The 23,134-nt window shown below is 72.2% G+C and carries 20 protein-coding genes; 11 read left to right on the forward strand and 9 right to left on the reverse strand.

The genetic code is table 11. The features are described from left to right. Positions 1 to 27: 27 nt before the first annotated feature. On the reverse strand, positions 28 to 696 hold the full coding sequence (pdxH, locus tag ACFT4A_RS12665; protein ID WP_382828738.1) for a pyridoxamine 5'-phosphate oxidase: 669 nt from the start codon (positions 694 to 696) through the stop codon (positions 28 to 30). Between the two features lie 284 nt (positions 697 to 980). On the opposite strand from pdxH, the gene ACFT4A_RS12670 reads away from it, so the two are divergent. Next, on the forward strand, positions 981 to 2,081 hold the full coding sequence (locus ACFT4A_RS12670; protein ID WP_215120737.1) for a citrate synthase 2: 1,101 nt from the start codon (positions 981 to 983) through the stop codon (positions 2,079 to 2,081). A 467-nt stretch (positions 2,082 to 2,548) separates the two neighbouring features. Then, positions 2,549 to 3,955: a PAS domain-containing protein gene (locus ACFT4A_RS12675; protein ID WP_382828741.1), complete on the forward strand. Its 1,407-nt coding sequence runs from the start codon at positions 2,549 to 2,551 to the stop codon at positions 3,953 to 3,955. Positions 3,956 to 3,971: 16 nt separating this feature from the next. Here the strand turns inward: ACFT4A_RS12675 and ACFT4A_RS12680 are convergent, their stop codons facing one another. Then, positions 3,972 to 4,727 carry an SIS domain-containing protein gene (locus ACFT4A_RS12680; RefSeq protein WP_382828742.1) on the reverse strand — a complete coding sequence of 252 codons (756 nt, stop codon included), beginning with the start codon at positions 4,725 to 4,727 and terminating at the stop codon, positions 3,972 to 3,974. 280 nt (positions 4,728 to 5,007) lie between these two features. On the opposite strand from ACFT4A_RS12680, the gene ACFT4A_RS12685 reads away from it, so the two are divergent. Together ACFT4A_RS12685 and ACFT4A_RS12690 are read left to right on the forward strand one after the other, a co-directional pair. Continuing rightward, complete coding sequence (locus ACFT4A_RS12685; protein WP_215120741.1) at positions 5,008 to 5,700, forward strand: metal-dependent transcriptional regulator; 693 nt, start codon at positions 5,008 to 5,010, stop codon at positions 5,698 to 5,700. 527 nt (positions 5,701 to 6,227) lie between these two features. Then, positions 6,228 to 7,136 carry an alpha/beta fold hydrolase gene (locus tag ACFT4A_RS12690; RefSeq protein WP_382828745.1) on the forward strand — a complete coding sequence of 303 codons (909 nt, stop codon included), beginning with the start codon at positions 6,228 to 6,230 and terminating at the stop codon, positions 7,134 to 7,136. 24 nt (positions 7,137 to 7,160) lie between these two features. On the opposite strand, the gene ACFT4A_RS12695 is transcribed toward ACFT4A_RS12690, so the two are convergent. The 3 genes from ACFT4A_RS12695 to ACFT4A_RS12705 form a co-directional block, all read right to left on the reverse strand. Further along, complete coding sequence (locus ACFT4A_RS12695) at positions 7,161 to 8,753, reverse strand: transporter (protein ID WP_382828748.1); 1,593 nt, start codon at positions 8,751 to 8,753, stop codon at positions 7,161 to 7,163. Further along, complete coding sequence (locus ACFT4A_RS12700; protein ID WP_382828750.1) at positions 8,750 to 9,541, reverse strand: ABC transporter ATP-binding protein; 792 nt, start codon at positions 9,539 to 9,541, stop codon at positions 8,750 to 8,752. The genes ACFT4A_RS12695 and ACFT4A_RS12700 overlap by 4 nt, the downstream gene beginning before the upstream one ends. Positions 9,542 to 9,650: 109 nt before the next feature. Next, complete coding sequence (locus ACFT4A_RS12705; protein ID WP_382829100.1) at positions 9,651 to 10,313, reverse strand: bifunctional DNA primase/polymerase; 663 nt, start codon at positions 10,311 to 10,313, stop codon at positions 9,651 to 9,653. Between the two features lie 306 nt (positions 10,314 to 10,619). Between ACFT4A_RS12705 and ACFT4A_RS12710 the strand changes: the two genes are divergently transcribed. Both ACFT4A_RS12710 and ACFT4A_RS12715 read left to right on the forward strand, forming a co-directional pair. Further along, positions 10,620 to 12,005, forward strand: a complete 1,386-nt coding sequence (locus ACFT4A_RS12710; protein ID WP_382828752.1) for a transcriptional regulator — start codon at positions 10,620 to 10,622, stop codon at positions 12,003 to 12,005. A gap of 201 nt (positions 12,006 to 12,206) precedes the next feature. Next, positions 12,207 to 14,132, forward strand: a complete 1,926-nt coding sequence (locus tag ACFT4A_RS12715; RefSeq protein ID WP_382828754.1) for a hypothetical protein — start codon at positions 12,207 to 12,209, stop codon at positions 14,130 to 14,132. Between the two features lie 46 nt (positions 14,133 to 14,178). On the opposite strand, the gene ACFT4A_RS12720 is transcribed toward ACFT4A_RS12715, so the two are convergent. Further along, positions 14,179 to 15,489, reverse strand: a complete 1,311-nt coding sequence (locus ACFT4A_RS12720) for an ABC transporter substrate-binding protein (protein WP_382828756.1) — start codon at positions 15,487 to 15,489, stop codon at positions 14,179 to 14,181. Between the two features lie 117 nt (positions 15,490 to 15,606). Between ACFT4A_RS12720 and ACFT4A_RS12725 the strand changes: the two genes are divergently transcribed. Continuing rightward, positions 15,607 to 16,107 (forward strand): hypothetical protein, encoded by a 501-nt coding sequence (locus tag ACFT4A_RS12725; protein WP_382828757.1) that lies wholly within the window; start codon positions 15,607 to 15,609, stop codon positions 16,105 to 16,107. 58 nt (positions 16,108 to 16,165) lie between these two features. Beyond that, complete coding sequence (gene purU, locus ACFT4A_RS12730; RefSeq protein WP_215120748.1) at positions 16,166 to 17,047, forward strand: formyltetrahydrofolate deformylase; 882 nt, start codon at positions 16,166 to 16,168, stop codon at positions 17,045 to 17,047. Between the two features lie 94 nt (positions 17,048 to 17,141). On the opposite strand, the gene ACFT4A_RS12735 is transcribed toward purU, so the two are convergent. Together ACFT4A_RS12735 and ACFT4A_RS12740 are read right to left on the reverse strand one after the other, a co-directional pair. Then, a complete protein-coding gene (locus ACFT4A_RS12735) occupies positions 17,142 to 18,419 on the reverse strand; it encodes a zf-HC2 domain-containing protein (protein WP_382829103.1) in 1,278 nt (425 codons plus the stop codon). 11 nt (positions 18,420 to 18,430) lie between these two features. Continuing rightward, positions 18,431 to 19,012 carry a sigma-70 family RNA polymerase sigma factor gene (locus tag ACFT4A_RS12740; RefSeq protein ID WP_382828760.1) on the reverse strand — a complete coding sequence of 194 codons (582 nt, stop codon included), beginning with the start codon at positions 19,010 to 19,012 and terminating at the stop codon, positions 18,431 to 18,433. A 327-nt stretch (positions 19,013 to 19,339) separates the two neighbouring features. Here ACFT4A_RS12740 and ACFT4A_RS12745 point away from each other — a divergent pair, with 327 nt between their 5' ends. From ACFT4A_RS12745 to ACFT4A_RS12755, 3 genes are all read left to right on the forward strand, one after another. Further along, on the forward strand, positions 19,340 to 19,720 hold the full coding sequence (locus ACFT4A_RS12745) for an STAS domain-containing protein (RefSeq protein WP_030849533.1): 381 nt from the start codon (positions 19,340 to 19,342) through the stop codon (positions 19,718 to 19,720). Between the two features lie 168 nt (positions 19,721 to 19,888). After that, the gene (locus ACFT4A_RS12750) at positions 19,889 to 20,401 is read left to right on the forward strand and encodes an EF-hand domain-containing protein (protein ID WP_382828763.1); all 513 of its coding nucleotides are present in this window, start codon (positions 19,889 to 19,891) and stop codon (positions 20,399 to 20,401) included. A 664-nt stretch (positions 20,402 to 21,065) separates the two neighbouring features. Next, positions 21,066 to 21,419 (forward strand): hypothetical protein, encoded by a 354-nt coding sequence (locus ACFT4A_RS12755; RefSeq protein WP_382828765.1) that lies wholly within the window; start codon positions 21,066 to 21,068, stop codon positions 21,417 to 21,419. 137 nt (positions 21,420 to 21,556) lie between these two features. Here the strand turns inward: ACFT4A_RS12755 and ACFT4A_RS12760 are convergent, their stop codons facing one another. Beyond that, positions 21,557 to 23,056: a class I adenylate-forming enzyme family protein gene (locus tag ACFT4A_RS12760; protein ID WP_382828767.1), complete on the reverse strand. Its 1,500-nt coding sequence runs from the start codon at positions 23,054 to 23,056 to the stop codon at positions 21,557 to 21,559. Positions 23,057 to 23,134: the final 78 nt, after the last annotated feature.

Below are 23,134 nucleotides of genomic sequence, written 5' to 3' on the forward strand. Positions count from 1 at the left end.
GGAGGCCGGAGGGCCGCCCCTTCCTGTTCACGGACTGAGCCGCTCCACCCGCCAGCTCCCATCCGCCTGCTCCACATACCGCAACCGGTCATGCAGCCGGTTCTCCCGGCCCTGCCAGAACTCCACCGCCTGCGGGGCCACCCGGAAGCCGCCCCAGTGCGGGGGCACGGGCACCTGCTCGCCCTCCGGATAGCGGGCGGCCAGTTCGGCGTACGCGTCGTCGAGGTCGGCGCGGGTGGAGATCACGGAGGACTGCGCGCTGGCCCACGCGCCCAGCTGTGAGCCGTGCGGCCGGGTCCGGAAGTACGCCGCCGTCTCGTCCCGGCCGGTGCGCCGCGCGACACCGGTGACGAGGACCTGCCGGGCCATCGGGTGCCAGGGGAAGAGCAGCGAGACGTACGGGTTCTCCGCCAGGTCACGGGCCTTGCGGGAGTCGTAGTTCGTGTAGAAGACGAAGCCCTGCTCGTCGAAGTGCTTCAGCAGAACCGTACGGGCGCTGATCCGCCCCTCGGCGTCGGCCGTAGAGACGACCATGGCGTTCGGCTCGAACAGCCCGCCGTCCGTCGCGGCCTGCTTGAACCAGCGCGCGAACTGCTCGACGGGCGTGGCGGCCAGCTCGGTCTCGGAGAGCCCCTCGGCCCGGTACTGCTTGCGCATCGAGGCCAGATCGAAGGGGACGGCGTCGCGGTCGGTCACCCGGTCATCTTGCCGTATGGACGGTGTCCTTCGTCACTGCGTGGCACTGAGTGCCGTGAACCCTCCCCAAAGGTGGCACTCGGGGATATCGTTCTGATGCCGATCCGGTTGGGTGACCGCCAGCCGCACGGGGCATCACAGGGGAGACCGGCCAGGGCCGCGAGTCGCCGCGACGACCGTGGATCCTCCGGACGGCCGCCCGCTTCGCAAGCTGACTGACACATGGTTCACCCGTCTCACCCCACCAGACACCATCTGTCACTTACATCACGAGGAGCCGCCTGATGTCCGACTTCGTACCCGGGCTCGAGGGAGTAGTCGCGTTCGAGACGGAGATCGCCGAACCGGATAAGGAGGGCGGCGCACTCCGGTACCGGGGCGTCGACATCGAGGACCTCGTCGGGCATGTCTCCTTCGGCAACGTCTGGGGCCTGCTCGTCGACGGCGCCTTCAACCCCGGCCTGCCGCCCGCCGAGCCGTTCCCCATCCCGGTCCACTCCGGTGACATCCGCGTCGACGTCCAGTCGGCCCTGGCCATGCTGGCCCCGGTCTGGGGCCTCAAGCCGCTCCTCGACATCGACGAGGAGCAGGCCCGCGCCGACCTGGCCCGCGCCGCCGTCATGGCCCTCTCCTACGTCGCCCAGTCGGCCCGCGGCCAGGGCCTGCCCATGGTCCCGCAGCGGGAGATCGACAAGGCGCAGTCCGTCGTCGAGCGCTTCATGATCCGCTGGCGCGGCGAGCCGGACCCCAAGCACGTGGCGGCGGTGGACGCGTACTGGACGAGCGCGGCCGAGCACGGCATGAACGCGTCCACGTTCACGGCCCGGGTCATCGCGTCCACGGGCGCGGACGTGGCGGCGGCCCTCTCCGGCGCCGTGGGAGCCATGTCCGGCCCGCTGCACGGCGGCGCCCCCTCCCGCGTCCTCGGCATGATCGAGGAGATCGAACGCACGGGCGACGCCGAGGCCTATGTGAAACAAGCCCTCGACAAGGGCGAGCGCCTCATGGGCTTCGGCCACCGCGTCTACCGCGCCGAGGACCCCCGCGCCCGGGTCCTGCGCCGCACCGCCCGTGAGCTGGGCGCCCCGCGCTTCGAGGTCGCCGAGGCCCTGGAGAAGGCGGCCCTCGCGGAACTCCACGCCCGCCGCCCCGACCGCGTCCTCGCGACGAACGTCGAGTTCTGGGCGGCCATCGTCCTGGACTTCGCCGAGGTCCCGGCGCACATGTTCACGTCCATGTTCACCTGCGCCCGCACGGCCGGCTGGTCCGCCCACATCCTCGAGCAGAAGCGCACCGGCCGCCTGGTCCGCCCCTCGGCCCGCTACGTCGGCCCGGGCACCCGCGACCCCCGCGACATCGAGGGCTACGGCGACATCGCCCACTGACACGAACGCAGTCGCAGAACGCAGACGACCCGCGAGCCTGGTCCTCCTGTGGAGGGCCGGCCGGACGTACCGGCGGCTCGCGGGTCGGGTGACTGCTGGAGATTGGGCCGGCTGCGCGCTTCGCTCACGCGCTGGTCCGGCACCGCACTGTGTGTGGTGACGGGCCGCTAGCCCGCAGCCACCTCACGCGTCCGGTTCTCATACATCTGCCGAACCACCTCCCTTCTCGTGTACCTGGAACCCTAAGAAACGGATCGGCCTCGCATCAACCGTTTTTCTGAGACCTTGACTCCGGGCCGCGCCCGAGGAGACGGGGTTCGTCGGCGGATGACGTGGGGAATGCCCTCGTACAACGATTCCTTCAATGTTGTGGGAACACGGTGTGCGCTGGGTCACGTTCCAGTTGAATGATTGCAAGTAGCGAACCGACGTGCGGTACGTGCGGACGCAGCCTGCAGGGGGTCCAGGTGAGTGCTTCCCGGCGTAGTGGGACCACCGACGAACTGGGGCCCGACGAGCCAGAGCCCGAGCGGGACGGCTCGGACGGGTCCGATCTGCTTGCCGCGTTGCTGGACGGGATGGACGCGGCGTTGTGTGCCTTCGACGCCGACGGTGTCGTGACGCACTGGAACCGTGAGGCCGAGCGGATTCTCGGCTGGAGCGCGGACGAGGCCGTGGGGCGGCGGGGCCTGGCCGGATGGGCCGTGCGCAGCGCGGACGCCGAGGAGGTCGAGAGCCGGCTGCTGTCCGCGATGCACGCCCCGGGCCGGCAGGTGAACGAGTTCGCGCTGCTGACGAAGGACGGCGGGCGGGTGCTCGTACGGACCCAGTCGGCGGCCGTGCGAGGGCCCGACGGGAAGCCCGCGGGCGTGTACTGCGCCTTCAGCGAGGTGCACGCGCAGATCGATCTGGAGCGGTCGATCGCGCTCAGCGAGGCGCTGTTCGAGGACGCCAGCTGGGGCGTCGTGCTCGTGGATGTGGACCTGCGGCCGGCCGTGGTGAACGCGCACGCGGCCAAGGCACTGGGCACGGGGCGTACGTCCGTGCTCGGCCGGCCGCTCGGGGATCTGCTGTCGCAGGGCGTGGAGGAGCTGGAGAGCGCGCTGCAGCATGTGCTGGCGGAGGGCGCGCCGCCCGCGCCCGCCGAGGTGTGGGTGGGTGTGCGCATGCCGGAGGGGGAGCGGCGCCGGTGCTGGCGCAGCGGCTTCGTACGGCTGGCCTCGCCGCTCGCTGAGGAACCGGTTCCGCTGGGTGTGGGGTGGCTGTTCCAGGATGTGACGGAGGCCAAGCAGAGCGAGCAGGAGGCGTCGCTGCTGCGGTTCCGTACGCAGCAGCTGCACCGGGCCTCGCGGGCCGCCGCCGAGTGCGAGGACCCGGCGGAGGCGGCGACGGTCCACCTGGACTTCGCCCTGGCCGGGTTCGCCGACCACGCGCTGATCGACCGGGTGGCGGGCGGCGCGCTGGTCGACGCGCAGACCGAGGGGCCGGTGCGGCTGGTGCGGGTCGCCGCCACTCCGTCCGGCGCGCCGGGGCCGAGCAAGCTCTCGGGCCACGCGGGGCTGCCCGCGCGGTATGCCGAGGGGCATCCGGCGCTGCAGTGCGTGGAGCGGGTCGGTGCGCTGCGGGCGAGTGCGGGGTCCGCGTCGCCCGAGGAGGCCCGGCTGTGGGCGCAGGCCCGGCAGTGGCCGCCGGACGCGGTGCACGCGTTGTGCGCGGTGCTGCGCAGCCGGGGGCGGACGCTGGGTGTGGTGACGTTCCTGCGGGGGGCCGGGCGCAGCGCGTTCGAGCGGTCCGACGCGATGTACGCGGAGGATGTGGCGGTGCGGATCGCGGCGTCTCTGGATCTCGCGGGGTTGTCGGACGAGCCGGTGTGAGACCGGCCTGGTGCTCTCAGTGCCGGTAGAAGATCCGGTCCCGGTATTGCTCCATCACGCGGCCGTTCCAGTCGTGCCCGCCGTCGACGTTCCCCGAGCGCAGGAGCGGGGGCTCGAGGCCGCGGTCGGCGAGGGCGGCGGCGGTGGTGGCCATGACGGCCTGGAGGAGGGCCGAGGTGACGACCGTGGAGGCGGGGGCGAAGGGGGCCGGGACGTTGTCGAGGGTGAGTTCGGCGTCGCCGACGGCGATCTTCGAGTCGAGGACGAGGTCGCAGTGGTCCTTGAGGTACGTCCCCGAGGCGTGCCGGGACGTGGTCTCCGAGGCGTAGGCGACCGAGGTCACGCCGATGACCCGTACGCCCAGGGCGCGGGCTTTCGCGGCCATCTCCACGGGGAGGGCGTTGCGTCCGGACAGGGAGATGATCAGGAGGGCGTCGCCGGCGCGGAGCGGGGAGCTGTCCAGGACGGCGCTCGCGAGGCCGTCGACGCGTTCCAGGGCGGAGCCGAGCGGCGCGGGCATGACGTCGACGCCGACGACGCCCGGCACGGCGAGCAGGTTCATGAGGGCGAGACCGCCGGCGCGGTAGACGAGGTCCTGCGCGGCGAGGGAGGAGTGCCCGGCGCCGAAGGCGAAGAGACGGCCCCCGCTCTCGACGGTGTCGGCGAGGAGCGTTCCGGCGGCCGTGATGCTGTCGGCCTCCTCGTCGCGGACCCGCCGCAGCAGGTCGATCGCGGCGTCGAGGAACTGGCCGGCCGGCGCGCGGTCGCTCATACGGGGTCCCTTCGGGATGGCCACGGTAGGCGCGTGTCGCGGATACGGTGCGGTCTGGACCAGTGCGGTGTCAAGACGGTCGTGACGGCCGGGTCCAGGGCGCTCCGCGGGGCTCCAGGGCCCTCGAAGGGAAGGTCCGTACCCCTCCGCCGGGCCCGGTAATCCCCTGCTTTCCCTCCCGCGGCACGGTTGTCGGTGGTATCCGGCAGAATTGGGTGCAGGGCCAGCGCACGCGCCGGTGAGCCGTCCAGCCTCCGGCAGATCTCATCGAGGGGCATGTATGTCCGGACTGATCGACACCACGGAGATGTATCTCCGCACCATCCTCGAGCTGGAGGAAGAGGGTGTGGTCCCCATGCGCGCCCGTATCGCCGAGCGGCTGGACCAGAGCGGGCCGACCGTCAGCCAGACCGTGGCGCGGATGGAGCGCGACGGTCTGGTGTCCGTCGCCAGCGACCGGCACCTGGAGCTGACCGACGAGGGGCGCCGTCTCGCCACGCGCGTGATGCGCAAGCACCGGCTCGCCGAGTGTCTGCTCGTCGACGTGATCGGCCTGGAGTGGGAGCAGGTCCACGCCGAGGCGTGTCGCTGGGAGCACGTGATGAGCGAGGCCGTGGAGCGCCGCGTACTGGAGCTGCTGCGGCACCCGACGGAGTCGCCGTACGGCAATCCGATCCCCGGTCTGGAGGAGCTCGGCGAGAAGGACGGCGCCGACCCGTTCCTGGACGAGGGGATGGTGTCGCTGGCGACGCTCGACCCGGGCGCCGAGGGCAAGACGGTCGTGGTGCGCCGGATCGGCGAGCCGATCCAGACGGACGCGCAGCTGATGTACACGCTGCGGCGGGCGGGCGTGCAGCCCGGCTCGGTGGTCAGCGTGACCGAGTCGGCGGGCGGTGTGCTGGTGGGGAGCGGCGGCGAGGCGGCCGAGCTGGAGTCGGAGGTGGCCTCCCACGTGTTCGTCGCCAAGCCCTGAGCCCGGCCGGGACGGCCGCGGCGGTGGCGTTGGCGTGATCCCGTCGTATCCGGGATTCAGTCCGTCGAATGGCAGCGCTCGTCCGCTTCCCGTGCGACGCTGTCGCGTGAGGCATATGACCTGAGGGCTCTTGGTCGTGGCTCGACAGCGATGTCGCCCGGCCGGGGAGGGGGGCGGGAGGATGTGCCGTGGAGATGTGGAGGGCCCCGGCGCCTTGTGGCGCCGGGGCCTGTCCTCCCCTGTGCTGACCTGGAGCCCCGAGCTCTCAAGGTCATCCCCCGCGGACCGGTTTCCCCGAGCGGTCCGCCTCCCGATGAAGATCTCCCCTCGGCAGCGGCTATCAATCCCTGAGGGCGGTCACTCGAACGAGGGGTGTTGTCCGCGAGAACGGCATCCTCGAATGGGTATTCGATAGTGTGCGGGTGACGCACGGCACAGCAAGAAGGCGCAGCAGGCAGAACACGGTTCACAGGACCGGACGGCCGGTGACGGCCACGGTCCGCGCGAAGCTTGGGGGGTGCCAGGACATGGCGCGACGCATCGACGTGACCGGGACGGACGGCGTACGCCTCGCGGCCTGGGAGTTCGGAGACCCGCCCAAGACCGATCCGGCGCACGACCCGCACGACCCGCAGCGCACGCCCGGCGCACGGGCCGCGGCGAACGGCTCGCCCGGCGTGCTGTTACTGCACGGCCTCATGGGCCGCGCCTCGCACTGGGCGTCCACCGCCCGCTGGCTCTCCGGCCGGTACCGCGCCGTCGCTCTCGACCAGCGCGGCCACGGCCGCAGCGACAAGCCCCCGCGGGGAGCCTTCTCCCGCGACGCCTACGTCGACGACGTCGAGGCCGCCCTGGAACAGCTCGGGCTCGACCCGGTCGTCCTCATCGGCCACGCCATGGGCGCGCTGACCGCCTGGCAGCTCGCCGCCAAGCGCCCGGACCTGGTCCGTGGGCTGGTCATCTGCGACATGCGGGCCTCCGCGCTCGGCGCGGCGTCGCAGCGCGAGTGGGACCAGTGGTTCCAGTCCTGGCCGCTGCCCTTCGCCACGCTCGCCGACGTCCGCAAGTGGTTCGGCGAGGACGACCCCTGGGTGGAGCGGCCCAACCCGGCCCGCGGCGCGTTCTACGCCGAGGTGATGGCCGAGTCCCCGGACGGCTGGCGCCCGGTCTTCGAACCGGAACAGATGCTCCGCTCCCGCGAGACCTGGGTGTACGACGCGCACTGGGAGGAGCTGACCCAGGTCCGCTGCCCGGCCCTGGTCGTGCGCGGCCTCGACGGCGAGCTGGGCCGCGCCGAGGCCCAGGAGATGGTCCGCGTCCTGCCCCGCGGCCAGTACGCGGAGGTCGCCGACGCCGGCCACCTGGTGCACTACGACCAGCCGGAGGCCTGGCGCGCGGCGATCGAGCCGTTCCTGGACGCCCTCAGCACCAACTGAGGCGCGCACAGGAGGACGGCGGGGTCACCCCTTGCTGACCGCCCCCAGGATCTCCGGCAGCCGCCGGGCCGTCTGTGGAGCCGCCAGCCGCAGCCCCAGCACCGTGAGCGCGGCCCCGTAGACCGTGCCCGTCGGCAGCAGCAGCCACGTCCAGTCCTCGCCGCCCGCGCTCACGTTCAGCCAGATCGTGAGCGCGATGACGGGCCCGCACAGCACAGCCGCGGCGATCATCCCGCCGAAGATGGAGATCCAGGCGAGCCCGGTCTGCCCGGGGGCGACGTTCTTGTAGCCCTCCTGCGGGATGGAGTAGGGGAAGCGGGCGGACGTCCACGCCCCGGTCGCGAGCATCGCGCCGAGCAGCGCGAAGGTCAGCCCCAGCGCCTCGGGCAGCCGCCGCCAGTCGCCGAGCATCGCGGTCGTCACCACGGTGACGAGGGTGGCGTACGGCAGCGTGATCAACAGCAGGGCCAGCGCGCGGGCGCGCAGCTCGACGTAGGCGTCCCGGCGTGAGGAGATGGTCATGGCGACCATCCAGAACGCGGAGGTGTCCTGCCCGAACTGGTTGTACATCTGGATGCCGAGCATCCCGGCGGCGAAGCACGCGATGTACACGGAGCCGGTGCCCTGCCAGGCGTTGAACACCGGCACGATGAGCCCGAGGGCGAGCGAGGTCACCCAGGCGGTCTTGGTCTTGGGGTCGCGCCACACATACCGCAGGCTGCGCTCCATGGCCGTGCCGGTGCGCCCGGAGGGCAGCAGCCGCCCGAGCCCGCTCGACGACCCCTCGCGGGCGGCCGACTCGGCGGTGGGCAGCGTGGATCCGTCGGGCGAGGTCATCAGCCGGGTCAGATGCCGGGACCACACCGCGAGCGCCGCCACCAGCGCACCGGCGGTCAGCGCCAGTTGGACGGCGGCCAGTCCGTACGACCCCTCGCCCACCGCGTGCACGGCGCCGAGCGCCGACGCCGGCGGCACCCACTGGAGCACGTCCGCGACCGGGTCCAGCTCGCCGAGACCCGCCGAACCGAGCCGCTGCGCGCCGAAGTTGACGACCTGCGCCCCGACGGCGATGACGAGCCCGCTCAGCACCGCGAGGTCGCGGCCCTTGCGGCTGCTCAGCAGCCTTACGTTGGCGGCGGCGACGGCCCGCGCGAACGCCACGCACACCAGCAGCGCCAAGGCGACCGCGACGACACCCACCGCGAACGCCGCCCCGCCCCGCGCGACCGCGATCACGGAACCGACCAGCAGGCACAGCGTGAACAGCGGCCCGATGCCGACCAGCGACGCCGTGAGCAGCGCCCGCACCAGCGGCTGGGGCCGCAGCGGCAGCATCACCAGCCGGGTCGGGTCCAGCGTCTCGTCACCACTGGGGAAGAACAGCGGCATCACCGCCCAGCCCAGCCCCAGGACCGCGACGGCCAGCACGACCAGGGACTCGACGTGCGCGTGCCCGCGCAGCGCGACCAGACCGAGCAGTTGCAGCGCGGCGAAGAGCAGGGCGAAGACGGCCGAGGCGATGTAGGCGGCCTTGCGCCCGCCGGACTGCTTCAGCCCGTTGCGCAGCAGCGACAGCTTCAGCCGTACGACGACGGGGGTGAGGGCGGGGGCACTCACCGGGCCCCGCCGCCCAGCCAGTCGAGGTCGGACCCGGCGTCCCGGCTCTGCGCCCCGACGAGTTCGAGGAACGCCCGCTGCAGCGAGGGCGCGTCCCCGCGGACCTCGGCGAGGGTCCCGGTGGCCCGGATCCGCCCGGCGGCCATGACGGCCACCCAGTCGCACAGCGACTCGACGAGCTCCATGACGTGGGAAGAGAACACGACCGTGGCGCCCGAGGCGGTGTACCGCTCCAGCACGCCCCGGATGGTCTGGGCGGAGACGGGGTCGACGCCCTCGAACGGCTCGTCCAGGAACAGCACTTCGGGATTGTGGAGGAGAGCGGTGGCGAGCCCTATCTTCTTGCGCATGCCGGTCGAGTAGTCGACGACGAGTTTGTGCTGGGCACCGGCCAGATCGAGTACGTCGAGGAGCTGTGTGGCCCGCTTGTCGACCTCGGCACCGGGCAGCCCGCGCAACCGCCCGTTGTACGCCAGGAGTTCCCGCCCCGACAGCCGCTCGAACAGCCGCAGCCCCTCCGGCAGCACCCCGATCCGGGCCTTCACCTCGACGGGGTCCCGCCACACGTCGTGCCCGACCACCTCGACGGTCCCCTGATCGGGCCTGAGCAGCCCGGTCACCATCGACAAGGTGGTGGTCTTCCCGGCCCCGTTCGGCCCGACCAGCCCGATGAACTTCCCCGCCGGCAACTCAAGATCGACCCCGGCAACAGCCACCTGCTGCCCGAACCGCTTCCAGAGCCCCTGCACCCGTACAGCGCTGGATCCCACCGCGTCTCCCTCCGTCACGGAGAACCCTACGGTGGGAAATCGCGCTTGTTAGGGGCGCGGGGAACTGCGCGATCAACCACGACGAAGCCGCAGCCGCCAATGAACACAAAGCAGGCAGACGCGACGGCTACCGATCCCGACCGCACGCATAGGCCAACGGCGAGATCAGCTCCTCCGCGTCCGGCAGCCACCGATTCGCCGGGGTCGGCCGGCAGGCCCACTGCACAGCCCCCCGCGACCCGAACCGCGTGGGCGGCGCCGCCACATACGCCCCTTCACCCCGCACGGTCAGATCCAGCGACGACACCGACCACCCCAGCTTCCGCACCAGGTCCGGCACCTTCACACCGGCCCCCGGCAGCACGAAGAACTCCATCCGCCGATCCGGCGTGAGCGTCACCGGCCCCAGCGTCAGCTCCATCCGCTCCATCCGCGCGAGCGCCAGGAACCCGGCCGTCTCCGGCACGGAGATCGCGTCGAAGGTCCGCCCCGTCGGCAGCAGGATCGACGCGGTGGGCTGCTTCTGCCACATCCGTCGCGCGACGGTCGCACTGCCCGTCGCCTGCGTCGCCCAGTCCGGACGCGCCGGGTGCGATCCGGGTGCCGGACACGCGGCGTCACCGCAGGAGCACCGCTGACTTCCGTCGACCGCTTCCAGCCAGGTGCCGGGGAACACGTCCCAGTGGCGCTCCTCGGCGTAGCGGACGGCGGTCTCCAGCAGCGATTCCCCGCGCTGCTTCGGGATCTGAGCGGCTTCGGTGCCCGCGATCGTCTCTTCCACGATGAACACAACTCTGGTCGTCACCAGGGGTTACGCCCGCCGCCGTGCGCGGGGAGGAGCACCGCCCCTGTCCTCGGGGCGCATGGGTGCATGTGCGGGGGCGCGCAGGAGGATCCGTGGCCGGAGGTGGGTAACCACGAGTGGGGCCGGCAACAGCCGTTACCCCGGCAATCCTCACATGCCTCGCATTTTCGCCTGGTCGACGGGGCATTGATCTTCACGGCCGGATCCTTTCGCTGGGACGTGAGGGGTCCGGCCGCGGAAGACACGTCAACTCGGTGCGTGGGCAGGCACCGCAGCCACAGGGGGTACGCCATGGCCGCAAGGCCGCTCGTCGCTCGGCAGCCGAACGAACGGCTCCAGGCGCTCATCCAGGAAGCCGGATGCTCCAACGCCGGCCTCGCCCGCCGGGTCAACATGTGCGGTGCCGAGCACGGCCTCGACCTGCGCTACGACAAGACGTCGGTGGCGCGCTGGCTGCGCGGGCAGCAGCCGCGGGGCCGGGCGCCGGCGATCATCGCCGAGGCCCTGGGCCGCAAACTCGGCCGTACGGTCACGATCGACGAGATCGGCATGGCCAACGGCAAGAACCTCGCCTCGGGCGTGGGTCTCCAGTTCTCGCCGACGGTACTGGGGGCCATCGAGCAGGTCTGCGAGCTGTGGCGCAGCGACGTGGGCCGGCGGGACTTCCTGTCCGGCTCCTCCGTCGCCGCGTCCGCGCTGGTCGAGCCCAGCCGGGACTGGCTGATCTCCGCGCCCGACGGCCAGGTGTCGCGCTCGGCGGGACCGCGCGTGGGGCAGTCCGACGTACAGGCGGTCCTCGCCATGACGCAGGCGCTGGTGGATCTCGACCACCAGTACGGCAGCGGGCATGTGCGCCCGGTCGTCGTCCACTACCTCAACAGCGTGGTCTCGGGGCTGCTGGCGGGGTCGTACCGGGAGGCGGTGGGGCGGGACCTGTTCGCCGCGGTGGCCCGGCTGACGGAGCTCGCCGGATACATGGCCGTGGACACCGGCCAGCCCGGTCTGGCGCAGCGCTACTACATCCAGGCGCTGCGGCTCGCCCAGGCGGCCGGGGACCGGGGCTACGGCGGATACGTCCTCGCGGCCTCCATGAGCCATCTCGCCGCGCAGCTCGGGAACCCGCGGGAGATCGCGCAGTTGGCGAGGGCGGCGCAGGAAGGGGCGCGGGGGCGCGTGTCACCGCGCGCGGAGTCGATGTTCTACGCGGCGGAGGCGCGCGGGCACGCCCTGATGGGCGACGTGCGCGCCACCCAGTCCGCGGCCGGGCGCGCGGTGAGCGCCCTGGAGGCGACCGACCCGGCCGCCGGGGACGACCCGGTGTGGATCGCGCACTTCGACGAGGCCTATCTCGCCGACGAGCTGGCCCACTGCCACCGGGACCTGGGGCAGGCCGACGCGGCGGCGCGGTGCGCGCGGGAGTCGCTGGACGGGCATCCCGAGACGCGGGCCCGTCGCCGGGCCATCGGTTATGTGCTGTTGGCCACGGCGCAGGTGCAGCAGCGCGAGGTCGAAGAGGCGTGCAGCACGGGCATGAAGGCCGTGGAACTGCTGGAGGGACTGCGGTCCAACCGGGGCGCCGAGTATCTGGAGGACTTCCAGCAGCGGCTGGAGCCGTACCGGGACGAGGCCGTGGTCAGGGAGTTCGGGGCGCGGCTGGACCTGCAAACCGCGGCGTGAACACACGGTCTGCGGATGCGTGAACGTGCGGGAAACGGCCGCCGCGCGAGCAGGAGGTGACATGAACAGCGTGCCGTGACCCGGTTGTGTTACCGCGCTCACAGGGCTTGAGGTCAGGCCCTGTGCTGCGTGGCACGGGGCTCTGGGGACCCGGTAGCGTGACCCGACGATTCACAAGGTCCCCCATAAGTAGGAGTCCCGGTGACGCAGAGTGGACAGGGCGAGGAGCCCTCGGCGCGCCAAGCGCGCGAAGGCATCGTGCTGCCCTCCGACGGTGGCGAACCCCTGCTGCCGGGGATGACGGGCGGACCCGGTGACACCCCGGCAGGCCATCGGCCCGGCCCGGCCCCGACCGGCCAGACCTCGGCCTCCGCTCCCGCCGGGGGCCAGACCTGGGGTCAGCCGTGGGGCCCCGACCAGCAGACCCCGCCCCCGCCGCAGGACAACAGCTGGCAGTCCCCGCAGTCCCCGCAGCCCCAGCAGTCCCAGCAGTCCCAGCAGTGGACCACTCCGGAACCCCCGGCATGGGACGCCCAGCACCCCGCCGCCCCGGGCGCGCTCCCCCAGGAGGGCATCCAGCCCCCCAACCCGTACGCCGGGTACGGCACTCCGCCCGACGCTTCCCCACTGCCCCCGTCCCCCGGCCCGTACGGCACCCCGCTGCCGCAGGCCACGGACGGCTACGGCTCCCCCGCCGGGGGCGGCTATGGCTCCCCGGCCGGCGGAGGCCCGATGCCCCAGCCGACGGACGGCTACGGCTCTCCTGCCGGGGGCGGTCTGCCGCCGGGTTCCGAGGCGTACGGGTCCGCTGCCGCGGGCGGTCCGCCTCCGCAGGCCGCGGGCGGCTATGGCGCCCCGGCTGGGGGCGCCCCGCTGCCGCAGGCGACTGACGGGTACGGGTCTCCTGCCGGGGGCGGCCTGCCGCAGTCCTCCGACGCGTACGGGTCCGCTGCCGCGGGCGGTTCGTCGCCGTCGGCCGCCGGTGCGTACGGCGCTCCCGCCGGGGGCGCCCCGCTGCCGCCCGCGACGGATGGGTACGGGGCACCTTCCTCGTCCACGGGCGCCGGAGGCGCACCCCTGCCCGCGCCCGTCGACGAGGGCGCGACCCAGTTCCTGCCGCCCGTCGCCGCGGCCCCCGACGAGGGGGCGACGCAGTACATACCCCCGGTGGGCCCGGGGGCGCTGCCGCCCGAGACGCCCACCGGACACGACCCCGAAGCGACCACGTTCCTGGGGACCGCGCCCCGGGCCGGAGCCGGGCCGTTGCCGCCCGCGTCGAATCCGGACGCCGAGGCGACGCAGTACATCGCGCCGGTGCCGGGCGGGGACAAGCAGCCGCCCGCCGAGTTCGACAACCTCTTCCGCAGTGACCACGGCGCCGAGAGCCCGGCCGGGGCCACGCAGCAGATGCCCCGTGTCGAGCAGCCCCAGCCCCAGCCCTCCTACGCCCCGCCCGGCCACTCCGGCGGCGGTCGTGGCGGTAGGGGCGGCCGCACCGGCTCGCGGGTGCCGGTGATCGCGGCCGTCGGCATCGGCATCGCCGTGCTCGGCGTGGGTGCCGGCGCGCTGCTGGCCGGTGGCGGAGGCGGGGACGACGACGGCGGTGACAACAACAAGACCGTGGCCGCCTCGGCGCCCGCGACGGACGAGTCCGCCTCGCCCTCCGCCGACCCGGCCCGCGCGCAGGCGGTCGAGCTGGACAAGCTGCTCGCCGACAGCGGCGACAGCCGCACCACCGTGATCACCTCCGTCGCCGACGTCAAGCGCTGCGACAACCTGCCCCAGGCGGCCAAGAACCTGCGCGACGCGGCCAAGCAGCGCACCGAGCTGGTCACCCGGCTCTCCGGCATCACGGTCGACCGGCTGCCCGACCACGCCGCGCTGACCACCGCCCTCACCAAGGCGTGGCAGGCCTCGGCGTCGGCCGACAACCACTACGCGGCCTGGGCCGACCAGACCGCGGGCAAGAAGGGCTGCAAGAAGGGCCAGGCCCGTGCCACCGGCCAGACCCAGGCCGGCAACCGCGCCAGCGGCGTCGCGAGCACCGAGAAGACCAAGGCGGCCGGGCTGTGGAACGCGATAGCGAAGACCTACGGCCTGACCGAGCGTCAGCCGACGCAGCTGTGACGTGAGGTGACGTGATCCGGTCCGGGCGTGAACCGCTGAGCGGGGCTCAGTAGTTCACGTCGGCGTCCTGCAGCGTCCTCGTCGTGTCGACGAAGCCCTTCCGCGCCGACACCAGCCGCCCTTCCCGCACCACCTGAAGGGTCACGTTCGCGTTCACCAGGCGCGGGAAGCCGACGGCGGCGAGCTTGTCCTGGAACCGCCACCGCAGCGTCGGCGTGAGCCCGCCCGTGCCGACCCTGAGGCCGTCGTCGAGGGCCTCCGTCACCGTGTCGGCGCTCACCTCGCCGCCGCCGAGCGACTCGACGACCTTCTTGAACACGGTGTAGGCGATCCAGGTGGTCTGCACCCCGGCGTCCGCGGCGTCGATGCGGTTGTCGCCGAAGGCCTCCTCCTTGATCACCCGCTTCATCCCGTCCCAGCGGGCATCGCTCGCCACGGGGTACCAGCCGGTGATGTACGAGCCCTCGTACGGCCCCGACGCCCCGCCGGTCGCGTCGATCACCGTCTGGTCGACGCTGCCGAGCACGGTGGCCGTCCGTACGTCGGGATAGTCCTCGCGGGCCCGCCGGAAGGAGTCCATGAAGGTGCCGTTGCGGTCCCCGAGGGCGGGCACCACGCAGCCCTCGTCCCCGGGGGCGGCGGTCGTCGTCTCCAGCGCCCGCTCGGCGTGGCCGTCGTACTCGGTGGCGTCCTCCGGCGCCCGCTGGTCCCGGGCCGCCGAGTGCCCGGCCGCCTTCAGGCCGGAGTCGAGCAGCGGAGGCAGCTGGTCGCCCGCGATGGTGTCGGGACGCACCAGGGCGACCGGCCCGCAGCCGGCCAGGGACCTGCCGAGACCGGCGAGCAGCGCGGGCTGGCCGCCGTTGACGGGGTAGGACAGGGGGCTGGTGAACTCGGCGTTGGTGATGCCGTAGCCGCCTATGTACGGGATCCCGGCGCCCTCCAGGGACGGGAAGAAGGAGTCGGCGTACTGGCTGTACGATCCTACGACCGCGACGACGTTCTCCTTGGCGGCCCGCCGGGCGCACTTGGCGGCGGCCACGCTGTCGTTGTGGTCGTTGCAGGTCAGCACGTTGAGCTTGCGGCCGTTGATCCCGCCCTTGGCGTTGATCCAGCGGGCGTACGCGTGGGCGAAGGCGGGCATGCCGGGCTTGTTGGTGGCCTTGGTGTCCTGTGGCGCCCAGGTCATGACGGTGATCGGATCGTCCCCGGCATCCCCCGTGGTGCCGGGGACGACCCCGCAGCCGGCGAGGATCGACGCGCACGCGGCCGCCGCGCCCGCGGAGAGGACGCCTTTTCTGGCGTGACGGGTGAGGTGGCCGGGGAGGAATGTGCTGCGGGTGCGTCGCCTGCCGGTCATGGTTCCGCACGATTCCGCCACATGACCAACCCGAGAGTGATCTCTGCTCAACAATGGGTGACGCGCAGGTGAATTGCGGGGGCAGGGGTGACCGATGTGGAGGGGAACGTACGATCGATGACCGTGCAAGCTTCGGAGAACTCTTCCCGTCGTGGCCGTCGCTCATCCACCATGGGCGGCATGCCTGTCAACGACATGCCGTGGTGGCGCTGGCGCAGCAACGTGCGCTCGGCGCTGCACATGCTCTCCGATCCCGGGTTCCAGCGGGACGTCTGGCTGGCCGGCGTGGACGGCTACGGCGACGTGACCGACGCGGTGTACCGGCTGGTCGAGGACACCTGGCTGGATCACTGGTCCGCCGAGAAGTACGTGGGCACGATCTTCCGCGACTCGCAGGAGGCGGCCCTGGTCGACAGCGCCGTGCTGCGGGTGCTGCGGATCATGCACCAGGTCGGGCCGGACGCGCCGGTCGCCGCGTACCTCGAGCACCAGGCGTGGCCGGAGGCGATCCAGGCGGCCCGGGACGCGCATGTGCGGCTCGCCACGAGCGACGGCGAGGAGCTGGACACTCCGCCGCGCAGCCTGGAGGTCCTGCGGATCATGACCAGGTCCGCTTAGGGGTCCGTACAGCGGGACGATTGCGGGCGGTGCGGGCGCCTGTGGGACCCTGTCCTGCATGAACGAGCAGTCCACCACCGCCGCGACCCCGCCCGACCAGTACGTCCTCACCCTTTCCTGCCCGGACAGGAAGGGCATCGTGCACGCCGTGTCGAGCTACCTCTTCATGACCGGCTGCAACATCGAGGACAGCCAGCAGTTCGGCGACCACGACACGGGACTGTTCTTCATGCGCGTCCACTTCTCGGCGGACGCCCCGGTGTCCGTGGAGAAGCTGCGGGCCAGCTTCGCGGCGATCGGTGACTCCTTCCAGATGGAGTGGCAGATCAACCGGGGCGACCAGAAGATGCGCATCCTGCTGATGGTCAGCAAGTTCGGGCACTGCCTGAACGACCTGCTGTTCCGGGCGCGGACCGGGGCGCTGCCGGTGGAGATCGCCGGGGTGGTGTCCAACCACACGGACTTCGCCGAGCTGGTGGGCTCGTACGACATCCCCTTCCACCACATTCCGGTGACGAAGGACACGAAGTCCGAGGCGGAGGGGCGGCTGCTCGACATCGTGCGTGAGGAGGGTGTGGAGCTGGTCGTTCTCGCCCGGTACATGCAGGTGCTGTCGGACGATCTGTGCAAGGCGCTGTCCGGGCGGATCATCAATATCCACCACTCGTTCCTGCCGAGCTTCAAGGGTGCGAAGCCGTATCACCAGGCTCATGCCCGGGGTGTGAAGTTGATCGGGGCGACGGCTCACTATGTGACGGCTGATCTTGATGAGGGGCCGATCATCGAGCAGGAAGTCGAGCGGGTGGGGCATGACGTGACGCCTGAGGGGCTTGTTGCCATCGGGCGTGATGTGGAGTGTCAGGCGTTGGCCCGTGCGGTGAAGTGGCATGCCGAGCGGCGGATTCTGCCCAATGGGCGGCGGACTGTGATTTTCGCCTGAGAGTTCGGGTTGTCCCGTTTAGTGGCGGGTGCGGGTGCATCGTGGTTGTTCGCGCAGTTCCCCGCGCCCCTGGGGCGTGACCCTGCTGTGAGTTCTACATCCGGCTCAGTGACGCGGCCGCGAAGAGGACGTCTCTGATGGCCTCTCTGTCTCCCAGTTGGCCCGCTGCCGCTTCCTGTGGGGGTACGTGGCCTGCTGCGAGGCGGCAGAATTCGACGCCGTCCAGGGCTACGTGGGCCACCTCGTGTTCCGCGGAGCCCTTGGCCGCGGGGGAGTCGAGGGGGATCAGCCACTCGCCGCCGCCGAGGCCCTCGATCTCCAGGCGGAGGCTGCGGCCCGGCTCGCCCGCCGCCACGAGGTGGCGGTGGTGGGCGGGTGCCGCGAGACCGGCCTGACGGCGTTGGGCCAGGGCCAGCGGCAGCATGCGGGCCGCCAGGTCGATCATGCGGTGCAGATGGCGCGGCGAGGGCGGGTCGTAGGGGTAGTCGACCGCGTCCGCGATGTCCTCGGCGTGCACCCAGCACTCGAAGGCCCGGTCGAGCATCGCGTCGTGCAGGGGCAGCGCGAAGTCGCCGTACGGCACGGGCATCTTCCCGGCGGTGCCGCCCGTGAAGGACACCGTGCGGACGAGGTTGTGGCTCTGCTCCCGCCAGGGCGCCCGCACGGCCCGGGTGGGCGGGAAGTGGGAGGCCTGCCAGTACGCCTCGGTGCGGGCCGCGGGAGTCGGGTGCCGGGACGTGACGTCGCCCAGCGGGTCGTCCAGGCCCAGCGCGAGCGCGACAAGACCGTCGACGCTGAGCAGATGCGCGATGACCCCGGCGACGGTCGTACGGCGGCTCGTGGACTCGTCGGCCCGGAACCAGCGCAGCCGTACCGGCGCGTGCCACTCGGCCTCGCCGAAGTCCTGGAGCAGGGCGTCCAGGCGCGCGGTCTCGGCGTCGTACGCGGCGGCCCAGTCCGGCACCGGGATGCGCGGCGGGCGGCGCTCCAGGCAGGTCTCCAGGACGCGGGTGCGCAGGGTCGGGTCCAGGTCGAGGCTCTCGGGCCGTTGCAGCAGCCCGACCGCCTCGCGCAGCCGCCGCGCCTCGTCGGCGCACTGCCCGCACTCGCCGAGGTGCTCCTCGACGGCCACGGCCTCCTCGGCCGAGCAGGCGGCCAGCGCCCAGGCGCCGAGCAGGGCCTTCAGCACGGGGTGCTCCAGCACGGGCCCTACGGGAGGGAGCGGCGCCGCGTCGCCGAGGTCCTCCAGCGCGGGCAGCGGCAGCCCGCTGTCCTCGACGGAGGCCCGGGGCGTGGGGATCCGCGGCGGCTTCCCCGGCTGCTGTCCGTCGTCGTACTCGGGTCCGTCGGGCTCGCCCGGGCCCGAGGGGATCTCCGACCCGCTCACACCGCACCCCCGTGTCCCTGCGGTGCGCCGGGTGGCTCGGTCTCGTGGGCGGTGGACAGGAGCTGGAGGCCCAGACGCAGCCGGCGGCGGGCCTCGTCCTCGGTGATGCCGAGGTCGGTGGCGGTCTGGCGGTAGTCGCGGCGCTGGAAGTAGGCCCGCTCCAGGGCCGAGCGCAGCGGGGCCGGCATGGACTGGACGATGTAGTCGGCGCGGGCGGCGACCGAGGCGCGGCGCACCCGGTGCTCCAGCTCCTCCGCGGAGCCGGAACCGTCGCGGGCGAGGGCGGCGGTCTCGGTGGCGCGCAGGCGCTGCACGGCCAGGCGGTGGGTCAGTGTGGCGACCCAGGTGCGCAGCGGGCCCTGCCGGGGGTCGTAGGCGTCCGGGTGTTCCCAGACGTGGACGAAGACCTCGCGGGTGATGCCGTCGGCCGCGCGTTCGTCGCCGAGGACGCGGTGGGCGAGGCCGTGCACGAGGGAGGCGAACCGGTCGTACAGCTCACCGAGGGCGGCGGCCTCCCCGCGGGCGAGCCGCTGCTGCATCTTGCGGTCCCAGCGGGGCGGTACGTCCTTTTTCGCCATGCGGCCCCCTCACCCCCTGCTCTTGTCCCGCGCCCGTGCCCTGTCCAGCCTGTGCCTGATGTCTCCTCGAATGTAGTCGGCACGTCCGGTAGCGCACGCCCCTTTGTGGCAATGTGCGCCCCCTGACCGGCCGCAGGTGGTAGAGGCGTCTACCCCTCAGGCGCCCGATCAGACCTGACTGAAGGGGATCGAACAGGATCGAAGCCGACTGAAACAAGCCTGATTCGACAGGGATCCGTTTTTCGGGTTGTGTTTCAGGGAACGGCCGCTGGGCAGCCGCGCTGCAAGGAAGCGTAGGGACTGCTTCCGTTTTGGCGATCGAAGGGCGTGGTGGTGACCTTCAAAGTGACCGGCGGCGAGCAGGGCGAATGGGCCGTGCTCCAGGTGTCCGGCGAACTGGATCTGGTGACCTCGCCGGTGCTGCGTCAGCGTGTGCACGACGTAGTGGCCGAGGGGCACCACTGTCTTGTCCTCGACCTGTCCGAGGTGTTCTTCTGCGATTCCAGCGGCGTCGGCGTGCTGATCGCCGCCCGCCGACTGATCCGCTCCTGCCAGGGCCGGCTCCGGCTGGTGCTGCCCGCCCGGGGCGCGGCCGACGGGTCCCATGTCAACCGGGTCCTCGGCGCGCTGGGCGTTCGCAGGCTGTTCGACGTGTACGGCGATGTGGACGCGGCCCTGGGTGACGAGGGCGAACCCCTGTCCGCGTGAGGGGCCGATGACGCACGGTAGGGCGAGTGTTGCCGTTCTGACACGCTGTTGTCCCGGAATTCCCCCGGTCTTGGCGCAAGTGACGTTTTCCCGCGCCCGAACGGCCCCCTCCGTCGTACGCTCCGAGCGAGACGCACCCCACCTGACGTAAGGCGGCCTGAAAGAGACATGGTCAGCAGCGAGTACGAGCGCAGGATCGCCGCCCGGTTCGCCATCTTCGACCAGGACGGCAACGGCTACATCGACCGCGAGGACTTCTACGGGGCGGCCAAGGCGCTGCTCGGGGAGTTCGCCGTAGCGGCCCGGTCCGACAAGGGCCAGGCGCTGTACATCGGCGCGGAGGCGTTCTGGCAGGGCATGGCGGGCATCGCGGACCGCGACGGCGACCAGCGCATCACGCGCGAGGAGTTCGTGGGCGGCGCGGTCAAGCGCCTGCGCGACAACCCGGACCGGTTCGCGGAGATCGCCCGCCCCTTCCTGCACGCGGCACTGGACATCGCCGACACGGATGGTGACGGCGCGGCGACCCTCGAGGAAGTGGCCCGCGTCCTCACCTGCCTCGGCGCCCCGGAGGACATCGCCCGCACCGCCGCCGGCGCGCTGGACGCGGACGAGGACGGCAAGGTCGGCGAGACCGAGGTCGTACCGGCCTTCGCGCGGTATTTCACGGTGCCGGAGTAGCCGGAGTAGAGCGACTGGGCCGGGCGGAGCGACTGGCGTGGGCGGAGTTGTTGGCCCGGGGAGAGTGACTGGCCCGGGTGCGGTGACCAGCCCGGTGGAGCCGCAGGCCCGGGCGCCGCTCTGCCGATCTGAGCGAGGGATCGCCGGCCCGGGCGGGGCGCACGCCCGGGTGGTGCCAGGGTCGCGGGTTGTGCCGCCGGCCTGGGTGGCGACGCGCGGGTCTGGTGATGGGCCCGGCCCGGACGAGGCGCACGCCCGGGTGGCTCCACGGTCGCGGGTTGTGTCGCGGGCCTGGGCGACGACGCGCGGGCCTGGTGACGGACCCGGCCCGGGCGGCCCACCGGCGCGGGACGTGATGGCGCGGTAGGACCCGAGCCGCTTCGCCCGCCCGGGTCGCCGGGTCGTGTCGCTCGCCCGCGCCGCCTGCCCGGCCGCGTCGCACCCACTTCGGACCGTTGCGGCAGTGCACCGTCGCCAGGACCCGTGGCCACCTCGATTCCGCCCGAGTCCGCCTGACGGGCCCGCCGGAGGGAATGAGTTGAGCTACGACCTCAAGGCAGTGATCGCGAGAAGGCGTCTGCTGGCTGCCATGGCGAGCGCGCTGTCATCGGCTCGCCTCGTAGACCTGCAGCACGGCCTGGCACTCCTGCCGGTGTACGGCGCCATGTCCGATGCGGTAGCCGATCCTTCCCAGCCCCGACGTACCGACTTCTGGAGCCTTCCGCGTGGCTTCGACGGGGTGTTGGCCGAGTGGTCGAATCAGGGGCCCGTGGCCTATGTGGAAGCCGAGTACTTCGGAGGTGCCGGCGAGGAGAACGCGGCAGTCTGGCACGACGGGCAACTCGTCCTGGGGCCGCTCCACCTCGTGGAGGGTGAGCCGCCCTCGACGGACGGAACTCCCGTCTGCCGGGCACTGCGCGCACTCGGGGTCCGTGCGGCCGAGGGAGAGGACGAGTTCACGGCCGTGGGCCTGGGCAAGCACCGGAGCACCGAGGAGTGGGCCGGCATGACGACGTGAGGCTGATCCCAGCCGACGAGCACACGGCGCCCGAGGTGCACCCGCAAGGAGAAGTCGGTGCGCACAACAAGGGCTTCCCGAGTACAGGGGAGTGGGTTCATGCGCCACCCCGGCCAACCTTCCCAGCCCGGGGCGTGTCACGTGCCGTACCGCTCACGCAGCTTGTACTTCAGTACCTTCCGCAAGGTCTCCCCCCGCGGAAGCGCGTCCACCACCTCCAGCCGCTCCGGCAGTTTGTGCACGGACAGGCCCTCGGTGCGCAGATGCGCCGTCACCGCTGCCAGCGTCAAGGGCTCAGCCCCCGGCGGCTGTTCCACCACCGCGCACACCAACTCCCCGCGCGCCGCATCCGGCAGGCCGATCACCGCCACGTCTCCGACCGAAGGGTGCCGGTGCAGCAGGTCCTCGATCTCCTGGGCCGAGATGTTCTCGCCCTTGCGGATGATGACGTCCTTGAGGCGGCCGGTGAGGACCAGGTGGCCGGTCTCCGTCAGGTGGCCGAGGTCGCCGGTGCGCAGGAACCCCTCGTCGTCGAAGGCCTCCGCCGTCTGCCCCGGGTCCAGATAGCCCCGGCACACCGCCTCCCCGCGCAACCGCACCTCCCCGTCCACGACCCGGATCTCCATGCCCTCCGGCGGCCGTCCCTCGGTCGTCGCCAGCAACTCGGGGGTGTCGTCCGGCGCGCCCATGGTGATCATCGGCACCTCGGTCATGCCGTAGCCGTGGGTGAGCTGTACGCCCATCTCGCGGACCACCGCGTGGTAGAGCTCCGGCGGCTTCGGGGCCCCGCCGCCCGCCAGGAGCCGTAGCGTCGGGACCACAGGGGTCCCCGGCCGCTTCCGCTGCTCCGTCAGGAACATCGAGTAGAAGGCCGTGGAGCCGCCCGCCATGGTCACCCCGTGCCGACGGTAGGACTCCAGCGCGTCCGGCAGCGCGAACTGCTCGAACAGGACGGCCGGGAAGCCGTACAGCAGCAGCATCACCGTGTAGTCGGGCCCGCCGATATGCGCGTACGGGAAGGCGATCGACCCCACGTCGTCCGCCGAGGGACGCAGGGCGTGCGCGAGGCAGGAGCCGCCCGCGATCAGGGAACGGTCCGTGTGCAGCACGCCCTTGGGGTCGGAGGTCGTGCCGGACGTCCAGTAGATCCAGCGGACCGTGGTGCCGTCGGCGGGTGGGGGAGGCAGGGACGAGGGGTCGCCGTCGGGCAGGTCGCCGTACGCCTCGAAGACCCCCTTCGCACCCAGCCGCCGGGCCATCTCCGCGTGGTCGAAGCCGCGCCACACGCCCGGCACCGCGAAGAACTCCGCCCTCGACTCGCGCAGCGCGAAGCCCACCTCGCGGTCCCGGTAGAAGGGGATCACCGGCGTCTGCACGGCCCCGAGGCGGGCCAGCGCGAAGGACAGCAGGGCCGTCTCGATCCGGGTGGGCAGCTGCCAGGCGACCACCGCGCCGGGGCGGACGCCCATGCCGTACAGCCCGGCCGCCACCCGTTCGGCCCGCGCGTGAAGTCCTCCGAAGGTCAGCGCGCGGTCGTCCGCCAGGAAGAGCGGCCGGTCCGGGGTGAGGGCGGCGCGGCGGGTGACCAGCTCCCACAGTGTGCGGGACGAACTCAGGGCGTGCGGGGTCTCGTTCACGACTGCCCCCTGCTCCTTGGCTGACGGGTCGTCAGGTGGGATGCTATCTGACGCTGCATCAGATAAGCATCAGTCCGG

This window comes from Streptomyces sp. NPDC057099, assembly GCF_042671245.1.
GTDB lineage: Bacteria > Actinomycetota > Actinomycetes > Streptomycetales > Streptomycetaceae > Streptomyces > Streptomyces purpurascens.

Excerpts from the sequence above, each read along its gene's own strand:
- ACFT4A_RS12670 (WP_215120737.1), top strand. The coding sequence starts at position 981 with ATGTCCGACTTCGTACCCGGGCTCGAGGGAGTAGTCGCGTTCGAGACG.
- ACFT4A_RS12680 (WP_382828742.1), bottom strand. The coding sequence starts at position 4,727 with ATGAGCGACCGCGCGCCGGCCGGCCAGTTCCTCGACGCCGCGATCGAC.
- ACFT4A_RS12685 (WP_215120741.1), top strand. The coding sequence starts at position 5,008 with ATGTCCGGACTGATCGACACCACGGAGATGTATCTCCGCACCATCCTC.
- ACFT4A_RS12690 (WP_382828745.1), top strand. The coding sequence starts at position 6,228 with ATGGCGCGACGCATCGACGTGACCGGGACGGACGGCGTACGCCTCGCG.
- ACFT4A_RS12710 (WP_382828752.1), top strand. The coding sequence starts at position 10,620 with ATGGCCGCAAGGCCGCTCGTCGCTCGGCAGCCGAACGAACGGCTCCAG.
- ACFT4A_RS12720 (WP_382828756.1), bottom strand. The coding sequence starts at position 15,489 with ATGACCGGCAGGCGACGCACCCGCAGCACATTCCTCCCCGGCCACCTC.
- ACFT4A_RS12725 (WP_382828757.1), top strand. The coding sequence starts at position 15,607 with ATGACCGTGCAAGCTTCGGAGAACTCTTCCCGTCGTGGCCGTCGCTCA.
- purU (WP_215120748.1), top strand. The coding sequence starts at position 16,166 with ATGAACGAGCAGTCCACCACCGCCGCGACCCCGCCCGACCAGTACGTC.
- ACFT4A_RS12740 (WP_382828760.1), bottom strand. The coding sequence starts at position 19,012 with ATGGCGAAAAAGGACGTACCGCCCCGCTGGGACCGCAAGATGCAGCAG.
- ACFT4A_RS12750 (WP_382828763.1), top strand. The coding sequence starts at position 19,889 with ATGGTCAGCAGCGAGTACGAGCGCAGGATCGCCGCCCGGTTCGCCATC.
- ACFT4A_RS12755 (WP_382828765.1), top strand. The coding sequence starts at position 21,066 with ATGTCCGATGCGGTAGCCGATCCTTCCCAGCCCCGACGTACCGACTTC.